Source organism: Streptomyces sp. GbtcB6, from assembly GCF_019091475.1.
Lineage (GTDB): Bacteria > Actinomycetota > Actinomycetes > Streptomycetales > Streptomycetaceae > Streptomyces > Streptomyces hyaluromycini.
Map to the genome: position 1 here is coordinate 98,716 of NZ_JAGXJL010000030.1, position 21,068 is coordinate 119,783.

Annotated in this window: 19 protein-coding genes; 7 read left to right on the forward strand and 12 right to left on the reverse strand. The window is 69.3% G+C overall.

Going from position 1 to position 21,068, the window contains the following annotated elements; translation table 11 throughout:
- The first annotated feature begins 482 nt into the window (after positions 1–482).
- Positions 483–3,125 (forward strand): tetratricopeptide repeat protein, encoded by a 2,643-nt coding sequence (locus tag KVT45_RS37530; protein ID WP_217553660.1) that lies wholly within the window; start codon positions 483–485, stop codon positions 3,123–3,125.
- A gap of 17 nt (positions 3,126–3,142) precedes the next feature.
- On the opposite strand, the gene KVT45_RS37535 is transcribed toward KVT45_RS37530, so the two are convergent.
- From KVT45_RS37535 to KVT45_RS37565, 7 genes are all read right to left on the reverse strand, one after another.
- Positions 3,143–4,654, reverse strand: coding sequence for a hypothetical protein (locus KVT45_RS37535; RefSeq protein ID WP_217553661.1), 1,512 nt, complete (start codon positions 4,652–4,654; stop codon positions 3,143–3,145).
- Complete coding sequence (locus tag KVT45_RS37540) at positions 4,651–5,343, reverse strand: aspartate/glutamate racemase family protein (RefSeq protein ID WP_217553662.1); 693 nt, start codon at positions 5,341–5,343, stop codon at positions 4,651–4,653. The genes KVT45_RS37535 and KVT45_RS37540 overlap by 4 nt, the downstream gene beginning before the upstream one ends.
- 3 nt (positions 5,344–5,346) lie before the next feature.
- Complete coding sequence (locus tag KVT45_RS37545; RefSeq protein WP_217553663.1) at positions 5,347–6,513, reverse strand: MalY/PatB family protein; 1,167 nt, start codon at positions 6,511–6,513, stop codon at positions 5,347–5,349.
- Complete coding sequence (locus KVT45_RS37550; RefSeq protein WP_217553664.1) at positions 6,491–7,213, reverse strand: serine O-acetyltransferase; 723 nt, start codon at positions 7,211–7,213, stop codon at positions 6,491–6,493. Before KVT45_RS37550 ends, KVT45_RS37545 begins: the two co-directional genes overlap by 23 nt.
- Positions 7,210–8,094 carry a PLP-dependent cysteine synthase family protein gene (locus tag KVT45_RS37555; protein WP_217553665.1) on the reverse strand — a complete coding sequence of 295 codons (885 nt, stop codon included), beginning with the start codon at positions 8,092–8,094 and terminating at the stop codon, positions 7,210–7,212. The genes KVT45_RS37550 and KVT45_RS37555 overlap by 4 nt, the downstream gene beginning before the upstream one ends.
- 585 nt (positions 8,095–8,679) lie before the next feature.
- The gene (locus tag KVT45_RS37560; protein WP_308310983.1) at positions 8,680–9,075 is read right to left on the reverse strand and encodes a contact-dependent growth inhibition system immunity protein; all 396 of its coding nucleotides are present in this window, start codon (positions 9,073–9,075) and stop codon (positions 8,680–8,682) included.
- Positions 9,076–9,388: 313 nt separating this feature from the next.
- Complete coding sequence (locus tag KVT45_RS37565) at positions 9,389–10,510, reverse strand: diaminopropionate ammonia-lyase (protein WP_217553666.1); 1,122 nt, start codon at positions 10,508–10,510, stop codon at positions 9,389–9,391.
- A 117-nt stretch (positions 10,511–10,627) separates the two neighbouring features.
- Here KVT45_RS37565 and KVT45_RS37570 point away from each other — a divergent pair, with 117 nt between their 5' ends.
- The gene (locus KVT45_RS37570; RefSeq protein ID WP_217553667.1) at positions 10,628–11,551 is read left to right on the forward strand and encodes a LysR family transcriptional regulator; all 924 of its coding nucleotides are present in this window, start codon (positions 10,628–10,630) and stop codon (positions 11,549–11,551) included.
- Positions 11,552–11,664: 113 nt separating this feature from the next.
- On the opposite strand, the gene KVT45_RS37575 is transcribed toward KVT45_RS37570, so the two are convergent.
- Complete coding sequence (locus KVT45_RS37575; protein WP_217553668.1) at positions 11,665–13,074, reverse strand: cytosine permease; 1,410 nt, start codon at positions 13,072–13,074, stop codon at positions 11,665–11,667.
- 445 nt (positions 13,075–13,519) lie between these two features.
- Here KVT45_RS37575 and KVT45_RS37580 point away from each other — a divergent pair, with 445 nt between their 5' ends.
- The 3 genes from KVT45_RS37580 (at position 13,520) to KVT45_RS37590 (ending at position 15,685) form a co-directional block, all read left to right on the forward strand.
- The gene (locus KVT45_RS37580; RefSeq protein WP_217553669.1) at positions 13,520–13,987 is read left to right on the forward strand and encodes a DinB family protein; all 468 of its coding nucleotides are present in this window, start codon (positions 13,520–13,522) and stop codon (positions 13,985–13,987) included.
- Complete coding sequence (locus KVT45_RS37585; protein ID WP_254647908.1) at positions 13,984–15,192, forward strand: MalY/PatB family protein; 1,209 nt, start codon at positions 13,984–13,986, stop codon at positions 15,190–15,192. The genes KVT45_RS37580 and KVT45_RS37585 overlap by 4 nt, the downstream gene beginning before the upstream one ends.
- 70 nt (positions 15,193–15,262) lie before the next feature.
- Entirely contained in the window at positions 15,263–15,685 is a 423-nt protein-coding gene (locus tag KVT45_RS37590) for a RidA family protein (RefSeq protein ID WP_217553670.1), read from the forward strand.
- An 89-nt stretch (positions 15,686–15,774) separates the two neighbouring features.
- Here the strand turns inward: KVT45_RS37590 and KVT45_RS37595 are convergent, their stop codons facing one another.
- Together KVT45_RS37595 and KVT45_RS37600 are read right to left on the reverse strand one after the other, a co-directional pair.
- Positions 15,775–16,338, reverse strand: coding sequence for an ABATE domain-containing protein (locus KVT45_RS37595; protein ID WP_217553671.1), 564 nt, complete (start codon positions 16,336–16,338; stop codon positions 15,775–15,777).
- A 213-nt stretch (positions 16,339–16,551) separates the two neighbouring features.
- On the reverse strand, positions 16,552–17,154 hold the full coding sequence (locus KVT45_RS37600) for a TetR/AcrR family transcriptional regulator (RefSeq protein WP_217553672.1): 603 nt from the start codon (positions 17,152–17,154) through the stop codon (positions 16,552–16,554).
- 126 nt (positions 17,155–17,280) lie between these two features.
- Here KVT45_RS37600 and KVT45_RS37605 point away from each other — a divergent pair, with 126 nt between their 5' ends.
- The gene (locus KVT45_RS37605; RefSeq protein ID WP_217553673.1) at positions 17,281–18,222 is read left to right on the forward strand and encodes an alpha/beta fold hydrolase; all 942 of its coding nucleotides are present in this window, start codon (positions 17,281–17,283) and stop codon (positions 18,220–18,222) included.
- 256 nt (positions 18,223–18,478) lie between these two features.
- Positions 18,479–19,441, forward strand: coding sequence for a phosphotransferase (locus KVT45_RS37610; RefSeq protein ID WP_217553674.1), 963 nt, complete (start codon positions 18,479–18,481; stop codon positions 19,439–19,441).
- 16 nt (positions 19,442–19,457) lie between these two features.
- Here KVT45_RS37610 and KVT45_RS37615 read toward each other — a convergent pair whose 3' ends face one another.
- Both KVT45_RS37615 and KVT45_RS37620 read right to left on the reverse strand, forming a co-directional pair.
- Positions 19,458–19,889, reverse strand: a complete 432-nt coding sequence (locus tag KVT45_RS37615; protein ID WP_217553675.1) for an OsmC family peroxiredoxin — start codon at positions 19,887–19,889, stop codon at positions 19,458–19,460.
- A gap of 141 nt (positions 19,890–20,030) precedes the next feature.
- A partial coding sequence (locus tag KVT45_RS37620) for an NAD(P)/FAD-dependent oxidoreductase (protein WP_217553676.1) occupies positions 20,031–21,068 on the reverse strand: 1,038 nt, incomplete at its 5' end.

The window sequence follows — 21,068 nt, forward strand, 5'->3', positions numbered from 1 at the left end:
GCTCGGCCTGTTTCATCTCGCAGCCTGAGAACGCATCAGCCCTGGGTCTGTTGCCGGTGGGCCCGGGGTCCGGGGGACAGTGCCGCAGCGTACTGATCGACGGCGATCCCAATGCGTTGCGGCGGTTCGTGGCGGAGGAAGTGGCTGCCGGGCGGGATCAAGCTGGGGACTGCGACACCGGGGGACGGTCTGAATTGCTGGGCAAGGCCGAAGTGTCGTCGATTCCCGAGAAGGGCGCGGCCGAGGCTATCTGGAGGGGCGGCTCTCGGATTTCTCCGCGTGCCTGATCGAAAGTCTTGAAATTCCCGCGTGGGATCGAATGTTCGAGGAATCTCCTGCGCGTCGGGACTTCTCGTGAGGGTAGTGAGAAGCGAGCGTCGGAAATATCAGGAGACGACCCCGTCAACACCCTAGCCAGGAAAGTCGGGCGATGTTTTATTCATGCATATTGAAGTTGGCGCCCATTCCGGTACGGGGGGAACATGGCGAGGCAGATCAAACCTGTGCTGCTGGTCGCGGGCGCCGCCGTCATGGTGGCGTTGCCAGGCATCCTTGCTGCGGCCAAACTCACGTCACCGGCGGTCGCCGCGAGCGCGGTCGGACTGGCGGCGGTCGCGGCGGTCTTCGCGGGTTTCTGGAAGGACGGACTGCTCCAGCGGTTCCAGAGGGACCGGGAGAACGCGGCATTTGTGCGGGACGGGTGTCTGACCACGAGGGGCGAACTGCCCGTCGTCCGCGACGTGGCCGAGCCGACCTGGCTCGGGGTCCATACGGCGCGTCGCAGCACGAGCCGGACGACAACGAGCCAGCCGCCGTACGTGCCCAGGGACATCGACGACGAGTTGCGCGAACACCTTGCGGCGGCCGGGGCGTTCGTGCTGATCGTCGGGGACTCGACGGCGGGAAAGTCGAGGGCCGCCTATGAGGGGCTCGCGGCGACGTTGCCGCAGCACACACTGATCGCGCCGCAGACGCGGACGACACTGCCCTACGCAATCGAGCAGACGGCGGGCAGGCCACGCGCGGTGCTGTGGCTGGACGACTTGGAGAGGTTCCTCGGGGACGGCGGACTGTCGAGGAACCTGCTCACCCGGTTCCTCGACACGAAAGGCCAGCACCGGATCGTACTGGCCACGATCAGGGCGTCCGAGCTGGACAGCTATCTGCGGACCGACAACGGCTCGCGCCCCCTCAACCGCGATGTGCTCGACGCTCTCGCACTGGCCCATCGCATCGACTTGCCGAGGATGTTCTCCGCAGCGGAACGGGACCGGGCGGCGACCCGCACCTGGGACCCGCGGATCGGCGCCGCGCTCGATCACGCCGACCGGTTCGGCATCGCGGAGTACCTGTCGGCCGGCCCCGAGCTGTTGCACCTGTGGCACGCGGCCCGGGACGGTGGGGAGCACGTGCGCGGTGCGGCCTTGGTGTCCGCCGCGGTGGACTGTCGCCGGGCAGGCGTCACGGCCGCCCTGCCACGCGCCGTGCTGGAGGAACTGGCCGTCCACTACCTGCCCAAGCGCGGCGGCACGCCGTTCCCGGGCGAGGCTGTGGCACAGGCATGGGAGTGGGCGACGGACGTCCGCACCACGACGGCGCTGCTCACGCCCCTGGGTCCGGACATGGTCGATGTGTACGACTACCTTGTGGACGAGACGACGTCGCCGGTCTCCGACACCGTCCTCACCACGGCGCTCCGCTTCGCGGATGCCGCGGACACCATGCGGATCGGCACGATCGCCCGCGCGCACGGCCGGTATGCCATCGCGCTGAGCGCGTACCAGGGGGTGTGCGACGCGCGGATCGCCTCGCTCGGGGAACACGACCCGGACACCCTGACCAGTAGGGGACACCACGCCGCGGTCCTGCGGGTGCTGGGTCGGTTGCGGGAGGCCGAAGCCGAGCACCGGGCCGTCCTCGAGGCCCGGTTACGGATACTCGGGGAGGACGATCCCGCCACTTTGGCAAGCCGGAACAACCTCGCCCTCGTGCTGCGCGACCTGGACCGGTTGGAGGAGGCGGAGGCGGAGCACCGCATGGTCAGCGTGATGCGCATGCGCGACCTGGGAGAGAGCCATCCCGCGACGCTCACCAACCGCAACAACCACGCCTTCGTGCTCCACGACCTCGGGCAGGTCGCCGAGGCCGAGGCCGAGCACTGCGCGGTACTGGCGGCGTACGAGCGATTGCTCGGCACGGCGGACGGGACACCGAACACCGCCGCTGTCCTGAGGTCACTGGGCCGACTGGAAGACGCCGAGGCCGAGCATCACGCGGTGCTGGACACCAGCACCCGGGTCTTTGATCCCGACCACCCCGACGCTCTGACGAGCCGCGGCAGCCCGACGCTCGTCCTGCATGCCGTCGAGCGGCTGGGCGAGGCGGAACGGATGCACCGCAGCGTGTACGAGGGGTACGCGCGTGTGCTCGGCCCTGACCATCCATCAACTCTGACCAGTCGGGAGAACCTCGCGGTCGTCCTGCACGCCCGGGGCAAGGTTGCCGAGGCGGAGCGCGAACATCGCTGCGTCGTCGACGACTTCGCGAGAGTGCTGGGCCCCGACCACCCTTCGACCCTGACCAGCCGGTGCAACCTTGCCGTCGTGCTCCAGGCGTTGGGCCGGGCGCCGGAGGCGGAGAAGGAGCACCGATCGGTGATCGAGGCGTTCTCCCGATTACTGGGGCCCGATCACCCGTCGACGCTGACCAGTCGTAACTACCTTGCGGCGCTGTTGCTCTCGCTGGACAAGACGGCTCAGGCAGAGGCCGAACAACGTGTCGTCCTGGAGGGATTCCGACGGGTGCTGGGCCCCGGCCACTCCTCGACCCTGACCAGCCGGGGCAACCTGGGTGTCGTCCTGCACGCGCTCGGCCGGTACGCCGAGGCCGAATCCGAACTTCGGGCCGCGCTGGAGGGGTTCGTACGACGGCGGGGCCCGCTGCACCCCTCGGCGCTGTCCGCCCGCTCGAACCACGCGGCGGTTCTCTACTCCCTCGGCGCCGTCACCGAGGCAGAGGCCGCACTACGGACTGTGCTCGACGGGTTCACCGAGGCGCTGGGTACCGACCACCCCCGAACCCTGCGCGCGAGGGAGATGCTGCGACGTGGGGGCCGCCGTCGGTGAAGCCGATCCGCGCGGGCTTACGGAGATGACGGGCGCCGACTGCTCCTGGCGGTGGACTGGCCCAAGTCGTGAAGGAGTTCACCGAACTCGGTGACCAGCTGCTCGCACTCCGCTGCCGATCGCCCGATGGCTGTGACCCCCAACTTCCCGAACCGCCCCAGGGCGGGCCACAGATGCGGCACGACGCCCCGCCCCGCCGTGCGGTCCAGGTACAACCGGGGTGAGGCGCGCAGTGCCGCGATCAGGGACGCGGTGGAGACGCCGCGGCATGTCGGGGACAGAACGCTGTCGGTCGCGTGGAAGCACACGGCACGGCCGTCACGGGTGGCCAGCCGACCCGGTGTGCGGAGGTCGAGTGGCAGGACGGTCCGTACGGTGCGGTGGGGATGAGTGCTGCCCGTCTGCCGGAGGTTGACCTCGGTGGTGTAGAGGCGCGCGGGGGAGCGGGCCACGAGGAAGTCGACGCCGACGTGGCCCGAGGCGCCGCGTGTGGCCAGCGCCGTGAAGACCTTGAGGGCTTCGCGTTCCACGGCGTCGCGGTACTCGGGTCGCGCCGGGTAGCGGCACCCCAGGAAGTCGCCTGCAGCTCCCACGAGTTGGTCGTGCACACCCAGAAACTCCACGCCCGCGGTACGGCTCAGGTGTGCCAGGGCGCTGGGATGGCCGATGACGTCTCCCGCGTGTCGTTCGACGACGGCCCCCACCTCGGCGACCCAGGAGAGGAACTCCGTACGGCACACCCCCGCTCCCATCGGCCGCAGGGAGGTGCGCAGTTCCTGCTCGACGTCGTACTGGCGGTCGCTGCCGACGGTGACGAACGCATTGCCGTGTCCGGAGCCGAAGCCGTGGTCGACCTTGACGACCCAGCGCCCCGAGCCGTGGACGCGCACCAGCCCCGCCAGCCGGGCGGCGAGGGACGGCACGTCGTGGTCGGGGACGTAGGAACCCGGCAGGTGGGGCACCCCGGACGCCCGGAACAACTGCCGGCCACCCGACTTGTGCCCCCAGCCGAGCAGCCGGGCGTCGGTTTCGAGCAGATCGGTGCCGAGGGCGTGGGCGAGAGCCGTCATCCGAGGGCTGGAGGCGAAGCACGCCAGTCCCTCGACGACGTGCCCGGCGCGCCGCGCCAGTGTGACGGTCCGGGCCAGGCGCCGCAGGAGGCCGGGGTCGTCGAGAACCTTCTCACTCAGGTGCCGGTCGCCGTCGTCGTCGATCTCCACCAGGGCGTGCCGCGCTCGGCGGTCGGCGGCGGTGGCGGGATCGGAGGGCACGATCCCGAGGAGAAAGTCTTCGACATCCGCGCCGACCGCGGGGGCCTGGAGCATGACCACGGCGAGGTCGGGTTCGGCGGCCACCCGCAACGACTCCCACAGTCCGCGCGAGGACGACAGCCAGCGGCCGATGCCGAACGACATCTCCTTCGCGCTGAATTCCTGCGAGGGACACACGAGGCGCAGCCGGAGGCCGGAACGGGACCCGAGGGTGGCGTCCAGCCTGTCGAGCGGCTCCGTGCGCGCCCGCGCAGTCATGTGCCGAGCGCCCAGTCCAGAGCCGATTGAACGTGAATGAGGGTGGTGTCGAAGACCGGCAGCGGGCTGGTGTGCTCATCGAGCAGCAGCCCGATCTCCGTGCAACCGAAGATGACGGCTTGGGCTCCCTGCGCGGCGAGGGACTCGATGATCCGGACGTACACGTCCCGGGAGGAGTCCAGGACCTGGCCGAGACAGAGCTCGTGATAGATGATCTTGTGGACGCTGGCGCGTTCCTCCGGCTCCGGGACCAGGACGTCCAGCCCCCTGGCTGTGAGCCGGTCCCGGTAGAAGTCCTGCTCCATCGTGTAGAGCGAGCCCTGCGGCGCGTCCCTCTGCACCCCCGCTCGCACCAAAGCGTCCGCGGTCCCGTCCGCGAGATGCAGCACGGGGATGCCCAGTCCCTCCTGGACGGCGTCGTAGACGCGGTGCATGGTGTTGGTGCAGATCAGGACACACCCTGCGCCGGCGAGTTCCAACTGGTGGGCGCGTTGGGCCAGATACTTCCCGGCGTGTACCCAGTCACCGTCCGCCTGCATCTCCTCGATCTCGGCGAAGTCGACCGAGTGCACCACGCAGGGGGCGGAGTGCAGGCCGCCGAGGCGCTCCCGGACTCCCCGGTTGAGCTCCTGGTAGTAGTACGCCGTCGACTCCCAGCTCATACCGCCGAGGAGACCGATGACCTTCATTTTTTATCCTTTCCCGCCGCACGTGTCGAGCGCGCGACCAAGTCTTTCCAGTAATGAATCAAGGCGTGCGTCTGATGTGCCGAAATTGAATCGGACAAACCCTTCCAGAGAGGTGCCGAAGACGGTACCAGGTTGGAGGGAGATCATTGCGGTCTTTGCTAGGAAGTGGTGAGCGTCGTATCCGGCTCCGGTGGCCCGGAAGTCCAGCCAGGCGAGGTAGGTTCCGGATGGAGGCGTGAACCGAACCTGCCTGAAATGCGACATGAATTCTGTCAATCTGGCTCGGTTGATGCTTAATTGTGATCTCAGTTGATCCAGCCAGTCGTCACATGATTCCCAGGCCGTGATCGTGGCTGCGAGGCCCAGCGCGCCGGCCCCGCTGCGCAGATGCCACGGCAGCGTCCGGAATCGCGCCAGGAGTTCGTCGTTGCTGAAGTGGCCGACGGCGCAGCGGAGTCCGGCGATATTGAAACTTTTGGCAGCCGATGTGAATACTATTGTACGTTCGGCGGCACTCTGTATGGAAGCGATCGAGTGGAATTCCGTATCGTCGTAGACGATCTCCGCGTGGATTTCGTCGGCGAACACGACGGCGTCATGGCGTATTGCCAGATCGGCGAGCACCTCCAGCGTGTTCCGGTCGAATACGTGACCGGTCGGGTTGTGCGGCTGGCAGAGCACGATGAGGCGTAACCGTGCGGCTTGCTCCACTCGGGCCCAGGCGCCGGCTGCCTCATCGTCGGCGACGTTCCCCACGGGCAGCAGTAGCGGACGGCGCCCGAGTGACCGGATCGCCTCCGTGAAGGGTGGGTAGGTCGGGCTGTGGACGAGGACCTCGTCACCGGTTCGGGTGAAGGCGAGGATGACACAGCACAGGGCCTGGACGACCTGTGCGCAGACCTCCACCCTCCCCGGGTGCGGACACCAGCCCATTCGGCGCCGGGTACGGTCGGCGAACAGCTCTGCCAGCCGCACCGGTGCCCCACCCGTATAGTCCGGATAGCCGAAGTCGGACCGGTCCACCGCTGCGGACAGCACCGCACGGATCGGCGGAGCGACAGCGAAGTCCAGCTCCGCGATGTCCGCCGGAATGACGCCGTCCGGGGCACGCCCCCACTTCAGCCCGGATCCTGCCCGCAACTCGTCGTCAGTGAGCGGGATCAGCCGCATGCTCCACGCTCCTCACCCCGGCACTGGTCACCTGGAGCACGGAGACGACCCGGACCCTGGACCCGGCGGGGACGTCTGTGGTGACCCGGGCACCGGACTCGATGCGGCAGTCGTCGCCGATGGTCACCGGACCGAACACGGACACGTTGCCGGCGATCTCCACTCGATCCCCGATCCGTGGATGCCGCCGGCCCGCCCATTGCGCCGGATCGCTCCTGATCGACCTGCTACCGAGTACGACGTTCTGTAGCAGGTAGCAGTCATTGCCGATTCGCACCTGTTCGCCGATGACCGTGCCGTATCCGTGATCGATGACCGCGCGGCTGCCGATGACGGCCGCCGGGTGGATCTCCACGCCGCTCTCCTGTTTGGCCGACTCCGCTATGCGCCGGGCGGCGACCAGGATCCCGTGGTCCTGCGTCGGGGCCACTGCGAACCGGTGGAGTTCGTGGGCCACGCGATGCGCCAGTAGCGCGTGGAAGCTGAAGTAGCTCTCGTATGCGTAGACCGGGCTCGACCTGGCCGCCGGATCCCGGGCGACCAGCGCGTACAGGTCCTCCAGCACCCTCAGCGGGATATCGGCCATGAGTTCCTGTGCCGCCGCCAAGGTGAGCCCGCCGCGTGCGAGCTCCTTGCCCACCGGGCGCAGGATTTTCCTGACGTCCGCCCAGATCCGGCGGATCGGCACGGCGTCCTTCACTCGTAGTCCTCTCCTCGATCGTAGAGAAAGGAGATGAGAACGTCCTCTGCGGACACTGGGATCGTCTTGAGCACGACCGCGAAGTTGGCGCAGCTGGTCGGGCCCACGAACATCCGGTGTTCCTGGAAGAGCCTCGTCCCGGCCGCCGCGACTTCGGCGTCCGTGACGGGAACTATCTGATCCAGTTCCCCGCTCGGGAAGAAGGGGGCGGGCTGTCCCACCGCGAATCCCTGAAGTCCGTGGCTGCCGTGCCGGTCGGCCTTGAGATCGCAGTCCGGCGGCTCGACTCCGATCACCGCCACCTCACGGAACCAATGCCGCAGGGCCGAGGAGACACCCCGCGCGGTCGCGCCCGTGCCGAGGCCGCTGACCAGCGTCACCCTTGTGTTGCGCCCGTATCCGCGCCCGATCAACTGCGCGAGGATCTCCGCGCCCGTTCCCTGCTCATGGGCCGCGGGATTCGCCGGATTGCCGAACTGGTTCAGGTAGTGGAAGCGCCCTGGCGTACTGCGCAGGATCAACTGGACGGCAGCCTCGTTGTCGGCGCAGCCCGGGTAAGTGACACCTCGATCTATCACTTTCGCGCCCAGGCGGGCTGCAATCTCTTTCTTGATCTTCGAATACCCTGGGTCGGTGACCAGTACAAGTTCATGCCCCCGCGCTTTGGCCTCAATGGCAAGACCGATTCCCAGATTTCCCCCGGTCCGCTCGATCAATGCCGTTCTCCCGCCGCGTGCGATCATCCCATGCTGCTCGGCGTCATCAATCAGCGCACGCGCCACTCGCGCCTTGTGGCTCCGGCCGGGATGCAGGAACTCGCACTTCAGGAAAGTGTTCGGCAGTACTTCCAACAATGGGGTGGGAAGAACAGTGTCCGACATGAACGGAGTGTAGTACCGCTCATGACAACCATCAAGCATGTGGGGAATTTTCCGGCCATTGCTTTACATATTCGGGCGCCATGGAGCCGAGCGGAACATTCTGCTGGTGGATGTTTTTTGGGGGCGAGTGGAACCGGAATAGACGACTCGGCGGCTTTGTGTGATCACTGAGCCCATTTCAACCTCATGTGGCGGCTGGTTCGTTGGTCTGACACCACGTTTGAGATCTGACGCGCCGAAGGACGTACGACCCTGGTCGACGGTGTACGAGTGCTTCACCTGATGGCACGATGACGGCGCTGTCGAGTGCGTCCATGGCGATCTGCGGGACCATGGACGCGGGGCCGACAGCCGCAGCATCGAGCCGGGCGCAGGGCCGAGCGACTCGCGGTCCGTGCGTACCGCCTGCACCGTCCCGGCGGCCGTCGGCCGCTGCCGTGGGCACGGCTCCGCCACCCACGGATCCAGAAGTTCTGGGCGGCCCCGGATCTCACTGGCTTCCTGGATGCCGACGCGACCGGGACCACGCCTGTTCCCGCGAGAAGTCAGGTGATTGGGCCGTCCGTGATGCCCCACGCTGGTGCCCTATCGAGCCAGGAATCGCTCGATCTCCCGCTGCAGGTCGGACGGAAGGCCGGTCAGCTTCGAGACGATCCCACGTAGCTCTTGGCGCAGTTCGGGAAACTCGGCCCAGACCACGGGGTTCCTGGAGAGAACTGCGGACAGCAGATCACCTGCATACATGTCCCCCTCTGCCATCGGGTTGTCCCGCAGTACCTCAAGCGCCAATGGCAGGAGGTGGGGCAGCCCCACCTCCTGCCTGATCAACAGGCGCATTTCCTCGACGGCCAACTCGCTGATCGGCCGGCGCCGCAAGGCGTGAGTCGTAGCGACAAGACGGGTGGCGTCAGCCGACGGGGCCGGCCAGTAGTCGTGTTCCAGCTCTTCGAGTGAACGGCCACGATTCAGAGGTTGAGTCACCGGCCGATTGTCGCCGAACCGACCTTGGCGAAATCCGCCCTCGCGGAGTGGGCGACGGCACTCTCTCCGAAGGGCCGGGATGACGGAGCGCGGCAACCGGCGCAGCACCGTCGGCGGACACGTCTGCCTGCTCGACGACCCCCAAGTGCTGATCACACAGGAGGTCGCCGTCGAACTCGGCCCGGTCGGCAAACTCTGGACCACCGGGCCCCGTAACCTCATCGCCACCGTCGAACGGCTCCGCATCGGCTGCCGACTCGAAGAGACCCTCGTCCACAGCGCCGACGGCAGGCGTCTTGCGGGTGGTGCGCGTTCAGTGATCGGTGGTGGAGTGCGGGTTGGCCGCCGGGCCCTCGGTGCTCAGCAGCACGATCACCGAGGTCGTGTCGATATCCAGTGCCGCACGGCGTTTCTCTGCGCCGGCGCCGGTGAGCGCCGCGCGGAGTCCGGCGAGGGTGGCGGCTCCGCATGGTCCCGACGGGACACCGAGGGCGGCGAGGGTGGCGGCCGCGCGGGTGCTGTCGGTGTCGGAGACGGCCACGGCGGCGTCCAGCCCTCCGTGCAGGTAGGGCCAGGCGATGCTGGAGGGGGTGCCGCAGTTCAGCCCGGCCATGACGGTGTGGCCGGTGGCGACGCTGACGGGCTCGCCGGCGGCGCGGCTTGCCAGGACGCAGGCCGCGGTCTCGGGTTCCACCGACAGCAGCGCCGGAGCCGGTCCGGACGGGCGGCTCCGGTAGTGGGTGATCACGGACTGGGCCAGTGACCCCACACCCACCGGGACACAGACCAGGTCGGGCCCGGCGTCGATCCCCTCGGCCGTCAGCTGCTCGTCTATCTCGGCAGTGAGGGTGGAGTAGCCATCGACGATCCACCCCGGTATCCGTTCGTAGCCCGGCCACGCCATGTCCTGGACCAGGATCGCGTCGGGTGCGGCGGCCGCCTGCTCGGCCAGACGTACGGCCTCGTCGTACGAACCCGTGACCTCGGTGATCTTCGCCTGCTCGGCGGCGATGGCCGCCACGGCCTGCGGATGCACGCCCCGCGCGACGAAGACATGGGCGTACTGCCCGAGGAGGCGTGCCGTGCGGGCCACCGCCCGGCCGTGATTTCCGTCGGTTGCCGTCACCAGGGTGACCGGGCCTGGTTCCGTACCCCCGGTGGCGCGCTCGGCAAGGGTGCGGTGGACTGCCCAGGACGCGCCCAGCACCTTGAACGCGGGTAGCCCGAGACGGCACGACTCGTCCTTGACGAACACCCGGCCGACTCCCAACTCGGCTGCCAGGGCGGGGAGTTCGGTCAGCGGGGTGGGTGAGTAGCCGGGGAGCGCGGCATGGAAGGCGCGCACCTCGGCGGGTGCGGGTGCACACCGCCAGGTGCGGGCGCCGGGCCGTACGGACCACGGCAGGGGTCGGGGGGAGAAGACGTTCTCAGTCACACTCCCAGGGTGCAGCGGCTGCTTATGTTCGGTCGAGTGGATGTTTTCGACTTATATTCATCGGAAAAGCACATCGTTCAGGTGTCGCCGTGTGTCCGCGAGGAGGGTGGTCTGCCGATGTTCGACCTGCACCGATTGCGCCTGCTCCGCGAACTCAAGCACCGGGGCACGCTCGCGGCCGTCGCCGCGGCGCTGTCGTACGCCCCGTCCTCCGTCTCCCAGCAACTCTCGCAACTGGAAGCCGAAGTGGGCGTCCCGCTGCTGGAACCCGTCGGACGACGGGTGCGGCTGACCGAACAGGCCGAGATCCTTGTCGCGCACACCGAAGCCGTTCTCGAACGCCTGGAGCGCGCGGAAGCGGAGATCGCCACCTCCTTGGCGGACCTGACCGGGACCCTGCGCATCGCCTCGTTCCAGACGGCCGCCCTGGCCCTGGTCCCGGCCGCGCTCGACGTCCTGCGTGAGCTGCACCCGCACCTGAGGGTCCACGTCACGCACATGGAGCCCGAACAGGCCCTGCCGGCCCTGCATGCCCGCGACTTCGACCTGGTCATCGCCGAGGAATACCCCGGCAACCCGAGCCCGCGGCCCGCCGCGATCGAGGAGGAGGACCTGCTCGACGACCCGCTCCACCTCGCGCTGCCGAAGCCGCCGGACGACGGTGGCACCGAGAGCCCGATGGCTGCGCTGCGGTCACTCGCGGACCACCCCTGGGCCATGGAACCGGAAGGCACGACCGCCCGGCACTGGAGCACGGCCCTGTGCCGCAACGCCGGCTTCGAACCCGACGTACGGTTCGAGACCACCGACATCCTGTTCCATCTCCGCCTCGTCGAGCAGCAGCATGCCGCCGCCTTCCTGCCCGGCCTCGTCTGGAGCGGACGGCACCCGAGCGTCGCCCTGCGGCAACTCCCGCGCGGCCGGCGCGCACGGCGCGTCTACACAGCCGTACGCTCCGGCCGCAGCCGGCACCCGGCCGTCCTGGCCTGTCGGGACGCCCTTCACCTCGCAGTCGCCCGCAGGCTCCAAGGCAAGGGCTGACGAGTCCGGAGTGACGAGGCCTGCCCCGGCCCTGGCGGCGTACGACGGTGCAGGCGGCCACGGAGATCGTGGTCGCCCGCACCGCCGTCGGCGCCTGCTGACTCGTCGTCGGTTCAGCTCGCGTGCCGGGTGAGAGCCGGGTCCAGGACGGAGGGCTCCGCGGCGGTGTGGGGTTTTCTGAGGAGTCCGTAGGTCGCGGCGGTCACGATGAAGGAGGCCGCGTAGCTGATGTCGACGCCGCCCAGCAGGTGGCCGACCGGGCCGGTGTAGGCGTCGGTCGCCATGAAGGGCACGGACGCCGCGATGCCCAGGAGGAAGGCGAGGAGCGCGCGGGGGCGTGCGCCGCGGTACGGGCCGTTCCTGTCCTGGAACGCGGTGGGCTCGGGGTAATCGTGGCCGGCTCGGTGCGTCCGGTAGAAGTCGATGAGCAGGATGGCCAGCCAGGGCATGACGAAGTACGACACCATCAGCAGGAAGGTGTTGAAGTGCGACTGGAAGTCCGAGCCGCCCAGGAGGACGGACAGCGCACAGCCGACTGCTCCGCCGGCCACGACGACGGTGCTGCGACGCAGCGGAAGGTCGCAGGTCAGTCCTGCCATGGCGCCGCTGTAGAGGTTGACTGCGTTGTGCGAGAGCGCGCCGATCACGAGGACGGCCAGCACCGTCTTCAGCAGCGGGGTGGGCAGTACGACGCCGAGCCCGGCGAGCGGGTCGCCGCCGGCCAGCTGCGTCAGTGCGGCTCCCAGCACCATCATCCAGGTGGCAGACGTGAAGATTCCGCCGAACGCCCAGCGGAACATGCTTCCGGCGTGGCCGTTCGCGGGGAGGTAGCGCGAGTAGTCGGAGGCGTAGATGGTCCAGCTGACGGTGTAGGAGAAGATGACGCTGCACACCAGCAGCCATGTCGTCAGATAGTGGCCCGAGGCGGGGTGCGGGACGCCGGCGGGCCCGGTTCCGTGCAGCAGCACGGCGACGGACACGGCACCGAAGACCACCAGGCTGACGCGGGTCAGCCACTGGCCCACGGCTTGCAGGGCGTCGTAGCCGAAGACGGCGATCAGCACGCTGAGGCCGGCGACCACCAGGACCATGGGCGTGTACGGCAGCCCGGTCATGGTCGCGAGTGAGCGTGCGCCGAGCACGGTGCCGAGGCTGAAGTAGCCGATGAACAGCAGGATGCCGAGGAACGCGGGCAGGTAGTTGCCGCGGTGGCCGAACGCGGCTCTGCCCATGGTGACCTGCGGTATGCCCAGGCGCGGTCCCATCACGGCGCAGGCGGCGGTGGCCAGCGAACCGAGGAGGTTGCCGGCCACGATCGCGGTGATGCTGCCGGTCAGCCCCAGGCCGAGGGGAATGCCCGCTCCGCCGAGTACCACCGGTGCGAGGTAGACGACGGGCGCGAAACGCATGGAGAACTGGTCGCGCTCACGGCCGTGCCGGTGATTGTCGTCGATCGGGCTGATGCCGTGATGCTCGGTGAGCGGTCTCTTCGCCGGGTCTGCCGGTGCACGGTTCTCGTTCATGGTGTCGTCCTGAGGGTCCGTAGTGGTTTGGGGGTGTGAGGGGGCACGCGGCGTCGCTCGGCGGTGTCCCAGGTGCGCCGGTCCGCCGCTTCGAGGAGTCGTGGACCTCGGTGCATGCGCGCTGCCGGCGAAAGAGCGGTGAGTCCTGCCGCTCCAGGTGATGGCTCACCGTGGCACCCGGAAAATAACCTGTCAATAGGGTTCGCGAGTCTCGCGGTCAGGCGTGCAGTTTGCTCGTCCCGGTCGCATCTGTCAGGCAGCCTTGAGTGATCCTTGGACCTCTGAGCAGCGTGATCTCTGGACAGCTTGCCCTATTGACAAGCAATGTGACCTCGCTCCACTCTGGCGGAGTAACCGCATTGGATGGTTATCAAGTCGCCTGGTTCACGGCGACCCGCAGCGGATGTGGTCAGCGCCGCCTCCCCACTGATGAGGAACCCCTCCCGTGCAAGATCAGAACGAGTACCTGTACTTCCTGCGTCGCGCCTTCGACGGAATGCTCGGCGTGCTGGACGATCTGGGCGACGACCTGGGGAACACCCGCCCGCCGCTGCCCGGCGCGAACTCCGTCTACGCGATCGCGTACCACTGCGCGGCGGTCGCCGACTACTGGACCGGTCATGTCATCGCGGGACGCGAGGTCGACCGTGACCGTGAGTCGGAGTTCACGGCCACCGGGCACGGAAAGGACCTTCACCGGCAGGTCGACGACTTGTTCGAGCAGCTCGAGGCCGACCTCGCCGCGGTCACCGCGGCGTCGGCACCGTGCAACACGCCGCCCGCCGACTTCGAAGGTCCGGACCGCCCGTTGAGCGTGCAGGGCGTCCAACTCCATGTGCTGGAGGAACTCGCCCAGCACCACGGCCAGATCCAGATCACCCGCGATCTGCTGAAGCGGGGAGCCTCCTCATGAACTTCCTTGTGAACGCCGTGCCGTCCGAGTCGCTGCGGCTGCCCGGCTTCGACGATCTGGATCGCGAGTGGCTGCGTGCCCGCTCCAGCGTGAAGTGGCATCGCCCGGGACCGGATGTACTGCCCGCCTGGGTGGCGGACATGGACTTCCCCGTCCCGCCGGCCGTCACCGACGCGCTGCGTGACGCCGTCGAGCGACGCGACCTCGGCTACCCGGACTGGCCGGACGGCAGCCCGCTGCGCACCGCCTTCGCCCGCCGGATGGCCGACCGTTACGGATGGGAGGCGGAGGCGGACCGGGTACGCGAGCAGACCGACCTGATCCAGTGCCTCCAGCTCGTCCTGCACCTGGCGACGAGCCCCGGCGACGCGGTCGCCGTCCAGACGCCCAACTACCCTCCGTTCCTCGCCACACTGGCGACCATGGGACGGCCCGCCGTCCCCGTCCCGATGCTGGACACGGACCAGGGGTGGCGGATGGACTTCGCCGCCCTCGACGCCGCGGTGACACGGGCGGGCTGCAAGGTCCTGGTGCTGGTCAACCCGCACAACCCGACCGGCCGCGTGCTGACCCGGGCGGAGCTGGAAGAGCTCGCCGCCATCGCCCGGCGCCACGACCTGCTCGTCATCAGCGACGAGATCCACGCCGAACTGGTCTACTCCCCGCACCGGCACATCCCCTTCGCGAGCCTGTCTCCCGACGCGGCTCGCCGGACCGTGACGCTGACGTCCGCAGGCAAGGCGTTCAACCTCGCCGCGATCCGTTGCGCCGTCACCCATTACGGCCCGGACCGGCTTCTCGCGCTGCGGGACGCCCAGCCGCCGGATCTGTACGGCGCCGTGTCCCCGCTGGGCGTGGTCGCCACCGAGGCCGCGTGGCGGGACGGAGACGCATGGCAGCGCGACCTGCTGACCGTCCTGGACCGCAACCGGCACAGGGTCGAACAGGTGCTGCGCACACGACTGCCGCAGCTGCGTCAGCACACGCCGGAGGCCACGTATCTGGCCTGGATCGACGCCCGGCTGCCGGGGCTGGAAGAGCCGCCGGTGGACCGGGTGCGCAAGGCCGGAGGTGTGCTGCTGGACGGCGGCACCCCCTTCGGCCCCGGCGCCGCCGACTTCCTGCGGTTGAACTTCGCGACGTCCCACGCCGTCCTGGAGGACATCCTGGCGGGCCTCACCCGGGCGCTCGCGGCCGACATGTGATCCCCCGGACCGGGCACTGGCCCGGTGATCCGCCCCCGCACACCCTCTCGTTTCGGAGCGAACACACTCCATGAACCACGTGGCAACGAAGACAGCCATCGTCCCCGACTCCCGCGCCAGGACAGCCGGCCCCTTCTCACCAGGGGTCTCGATCGGACCTCTGCTGCAAGTGGCCGGCCAGGTCGGTGTCGCCCCGGCGGCGCCGGACGCGTCAGCACCGGCCCCTGAGGCGTCGGTGCGCGCCCAGACCCTTCAGACGCTCGACAACGTGCGCGAGATCCTCGTCGAGGGCGGCACCGGGTGGGAGGACGTCCTCATGGTCCGCGTCCACCTCACCGGCACCGGTCACTTCGCGGAGTTCAACGACGCCTACCGCGAGTACTTCGGTGCCCACGGCTGCGAGACGCTGCCCGCCCGCACCACGGTGTATGTCGGCCTTCCGGCAGGGCTGCTGGTGGAGATCGACGCACTCGCGGTCCGCGGCGACCACTGACCGGGCGGCACCCGCACGATCCCGCGGCCGGCCCTCCGTCGGGAGAGCCGGCCGCGAGATCGTGACACCCCCGGACCCCCGGACGCCGGTCACCCCGCAGACTGCTGCTTGTGCCGCTTACGGAAAGCGGCGGCCTTGTTCCTGTTTCCGCACTCCGCCATCCCGCACCATCGCCGCGCGCCGGAGCGGGACAAGTCCACGAAGAGGCGCGTGCAGTCGTCGTTGGCGCATTCCTTCATCCGTGCGAACTGGGGAGAGCTCAGCAAGTCCACGGCGTCGTAGCCGACCGCGCCGAGGACCTCGTCGACGCCGCCGGTGCGCGTCGCCCGGCCCGACTCGTCGATCTGACGCCTCGGCAGTGGAAGCCGGGCCGCCTCGTTCACCTCCGCGAGAGCGTCCTTGACGGCGGCATCCGCGTGGTCGCCCAGGGGCCAGTTCCCGGCGACCAGGTACACCGCCTCACGCAGACGGCGGACTCGCTCCAGCGCCCGGGAGTCGACGGGACCGGGGTCGTCGAGAATGTCCGCCGCGCTGATCCAGCGCCGCAGGTCATCCGGGGAATCCAGCAGTTCCGTGCGCAGGCTGCGGCGCCACAGCATGGTGCCTGCCAGATCGAGGCACAGCCGGCCACTCACGAAGACGAACGCATCCACATACCCATACTGACAGGTGACGACTTCAGCGTCCAGGGACCTCGGGCAGGGGGTGCGGGAACGGTGGGATCATGTGCGCCCCGGCCCCTCGTCGCCTTTTACCTGCGAAAACCCCGTCCGTCATCGGCTTGACGAGTTCCGAAAGAAGGGTGGGTGTGCAAGGGGTGTAACCCTATGAAGAGGTTGCCGGGTGCCTCTGCGAGCACACCGACGTCAGGTGCTGAAGATCCGGTCCAGGTGGTGGTGCAGTACCGCGACGGCCGACTCCGGAGTCCGCTGGCCCACGAGGATGCTGGTCCCCATGGCCGCGGACATGGCGAGGAGGCTGATCGCCTCCGTGCGCGTGTCGATGTCGCGGCCTGCCAGTCCGGCCTCCTGTGCTTGCCCGAGCAGGTCGGCCAGGGCGTTCTCGGCGGCGTCGGGCCGGTCGATGAAGGGCTGGGCGGCGAGTGCCTCGTCGGTCACGGACAGGATCGCGTACGAGGTGTAGAGCAGGTGAAAGGTGCGGGTCTCCTCGTCGGTCGGGAGCGAGGCCAGAAGCAGCGCCTCGACGGTGGCGCGTGGGCCCGGGGCCGGCCCGGTGTCGCGGAGGCGTGCGCCGACGCGTGCGGTGAAGCGGTCGGTCAGGTGCTGGAGGCCGTAGAAGAGCAGTTTCTCCTTGGTCTGGAAGTAGTACTGCACCAGTCGGAGTGACACCCCGGCCTCGGCTGCCACGTCCCGCATGCCGACGGTGTGCAGTCCGCGCCGTCCCGCCACCCGGATGAGCGCCTCCGCGATCTGAGTGCGTCGCTCGTCGTGATCCACCCGCTTTGGCATGGCTCGTGTCTCCGCCCGTCGATGGTGAGCTTGAGGGCAGGCCCCCGGAACTTCTTTATGGTACCGCCGTATCAACATCGTGGTACGGTCGTATCACGAAGAATGGATCTCCCGGAGGTGCCCTCGGTGTCTGAGAACACCACCCGAACCCGCCCGCGACGCGACGTCGGCCGCTATGTGAACGACGCCCTGCGCGACCGGTACTTCGCCGCCTGCGACGCCCTCTACGCCATGGGCGCACCCGCCCGCTCCGAGACGGACGTGGAGACGGGCTTCGGCACCACGCACGTCTACCGGTACGGCCCCGCGGACCCCGCTGCCGAGTCCCGCACCCCGGTCGTCCTCATCCACGGTGCCGGAGGCTGCTCCGCCCAGTGGTACCCCAACACCCCCGGGCTCAGTGCCGAACGCCCCGTGTACGCGCTCGACACCCCCGGCGACCCCGGACGCAGCGTCCAGCGCGAACCGATGTGGCAGCCTGAGCGCGCGGCCCAGTGGCTCGACGAGGCACTCGACGCGCTCGGCCTCGACCGCGTCCACCTCGTCGGCTCCTCCTATGGCGGCTGGCTGGCGCTCAACCAGGCACACCGCAGGCCGGGCAGGCTCGCCTCGGTCACCCTGCTCGACCCGGGCGGCCTGGAGAAGGTGGGCCTGCGCTTCTTCACGTGGATCTTCATCAGCCTCTTCGCGACCTTCGCTCCCCGGGCGCTGCGCCCGCGCCTCGCCTCCTGGCTGGAACAGCCGGTACTCGTCGTTCCAGAGCTGCGTGCGATGGTCAGGGCGAGCGTCCGCGCCTTCCGGATACGCCGCCCCGCGCCGTTGCCGCTGACCGAGAGCGAACTGCGGACCATCCACACCCCGCTCTACCTCGTTCTCGGCCAGCGCAGCCTGCTTGTGCACCCCAAGCGCCAACTGGAGCGCGTGCCGCGCCTGATCGCCGGTGCCCGCGCCGAGATCGTCGCCGACACCGGCCACGGGCCCGCCATCGACCACCCGGACCTGCTCGACGCCAAGATGCTGAGCTTCATGGACGGCGTCGACTCCCTCGGCCCGGCCTCAGGTGCCTGAGCACACGGCCGACGGCCACGGCCGTACGACCGCCTGCCGGCGCCAGCGAACCACCGGGTGGGTGCGGCGATCGGCAAGCGTTCCCTGTGCCGGGAAAAAATCTTCGTGGGCTCACCGCCCACGGTCGGCTTCCGGCGAGCAGGGGTGACCTACCGGGGTGGTCTCTTGCCGGGCCCAGGTGTGCCGCTGAACACGACGCCGCCGCCTCCGGCGAAACCTTTTGCGTGGGCCGCCGTCCGGATGATGGGGTGGCACGGTGATCGACCACGATGAGGCGGGGGCCGTCCGGCCGTTGACCCTGGCCTGGGTGAGCCGGCATCTGCAGGACGGCGAACGGATCGTCAGAACCGAGGCGTTGCACGGCGGCATCACCGCCGAGATGCGGCGGCTGACCATCGGCACGCCGCACGGAGGCACCCGCGACCTGGTACTGCGGACCTTCGTCGACCCGGTCTTCGTGCAGCACGCCGAGGTCATGCTGAACCGCGAGGCAGGTGTCCTCGCCCTGCTCACGGGGACCGGGGTGCCGACTCCCGGACCGGTCGGGGTCGATCCAACCGCCGCGCAGTGCGAGTATCCGTCACTCCTGATGACGCATCTGACGGGCCGGACGGTCCTTGACGACCAGGGACTGGAGGCGCGCGTACCCCTGCTGGCCCGTCAACTCGCGGCGATCAACGCGTTGCGCCCCGCCGAGCGTCCCCGGGAGTACGAGGCATGGACGACCGCCGACGCCGTCGTCCCTCCGGACGGCGCGGACGCGGCGGCATGGGCCGCGGCGACCGACGTGATCCGCCGGCCGCCGCCACCCTATGAGGGGCGGTTCCTGCACCGGGACTTCCAACCGGGCAACGTCCTGTTCGACGTGGAGCCCCCGGGCCTGGCAGGTCTCCGCATCACCGGGGTCGTCGACTGGGTACAGACCTCCTGGGGTCCGGCGGACCTCGATGTGGCCCACTGCTCCACCAATCTCGCGATGCTGCACGGCCCGGCGTGGGGTCTGCGGTTCGCCGAGGCGTACGAGGAGGCCGGCGGGGCGCTGGCCGCGACCGCGAGCGAGCGGTTGTACTGGCGGCTGCTGGACGCGCTGGCGTTCGCATCGGGGGTGCGGTGGGTGGCGCGGCCGTGGCAGGAGGCGGGGAGGACGGAGCTGACGACGCGGGCCGTGGAGAGGCGGCTGGACGCCTACGTCACCGCCCTGATGGACGCGCTCGGCTGAGCCGGGACAGCCCGGCTCACCCGTCAGCGAGAGTCGCCTGCAGGGTGACTTCGGGGACGCCTGCCAGTGCACGGCTGACCGGGCAGTTCGCCTTCGCCGATGCGGCGAACTCGCGGAACTCGGCCTCCCCGACCCCGGGGACCCGGCCCCTCGTCACGAGCTCGATCTTCGTGATCGTGGGAGTGCCGTCGACCGGCCGCAGGGTCACCGAGGCGTCTGTCTCGATGGACTCGGCGGGGAAGCCGGCGTTCGCCAGGGTGCTGGCGAGCGCCATGGAGAAGCAGGTGGCGTGAGCCGCACCGATCAGCTGCTCCGGGTTGGATCCGGGGCCGCCTTCGAAGCGGGACCTGTAGGTCACGCCCCCGGTGATGCTGTCGCCGGCGGTGAAGGTCCCGGACCCGCTGGGGATGTCGCCGTTCCAGGCTGCATGTGCTTTCGAGACAGGCATGTGCCCTCCAGGTGTGGACGGTCGATCCGGCGCGAAGCCGCCGCTGCGGGCATCGTTCCCGACGGTCGGTGCGCTGCGGCATCACCTGGACAGGTGAGACGCGGCGACCGGGCCGGATCCTGTCGTCAGCGGGGCCGGTGGTCACACCATGTCCTCCCCGTCGGCCCGGCGCCGCTCGAAGACGAGCCGTACCGCTGCGGAACCCTCACCGACCGCGGTGGCGACGCGTTTGACACTCCCGCTCCGCACGTCGCCGATGCAGAACACGCCGGGGACACTCGTTTCGAAAGGGAACGGCGCGCGATGGCCGGCCGCGAGAGCGTCGAGGTCGTGTCCCGTGAGCAGAAAGCCCCCGGAGTCCGTCGCCAGCTGGTTGCCGAGCCAACCGGTGCACGGCGTGGCGCCGATGAACACGAAGACCGCGGCGACCTCCAGGGCGGAGCGCTGCCCGGTGGTCCGGTCCACCACGTCGAGCCCGGTGACCGAGGAATCCGCCGTGACGCCCACCGCTTCCGTCCGGACGCGTACCCGGATCCTCGGATGGGAGGTGACCGCGTCGATCAGGTAGCGGGACATCGAGTGGCCGAGGTCGGGTCCCCGTACCAGGAGGTACACCGGATCGGACGTGCGAGCCAGGAACATGGCGGCCTGGCCTGCCGAGTTGGCGCCCCCGATCACGGCCACGGGCCGTCCGAGCGCGTTCCCGGCCTCGGCGACCGTCGCGGAGTAGTGGACGCCGTTGCCTTCCCAGTCGTCGATCCCGGAGACGGTCAGGCGCCGATAGTCGGCTCCGGTGGCGATGATGACGTCGCGCGCCCTGAACGTCCGTCCGTCGTCGCAGGTGACGGTGTGTATGCCGTCCTTGCTGGCGAAGGCCGCCGCGCGGGCGTTGCGGTGCAGCCGGACCCCGAACTTCGCCGCCTGGATCGTCCCCCGCGTGGCCAGCTCGGCGCCCGAGAGTCCGGCCGGAAACCCGAGGTAGTTCTCGATCCTGGAGGAGGTACCGGCCTGGCCGCCGAAGGCCGCCGCATCGACGAGAGTGGTCCGCAGCCCTTCCGAGGCGCCGTACATCGCCGCCGCCAGACCGCCCGGGCCGCCCCCGGCGTGCTCCGGCACGCCCAGAAGCTCCCCGTGCACGGCACCCTCCTGGGGGTCAGCCACGGCGGCACCACCCGCCCC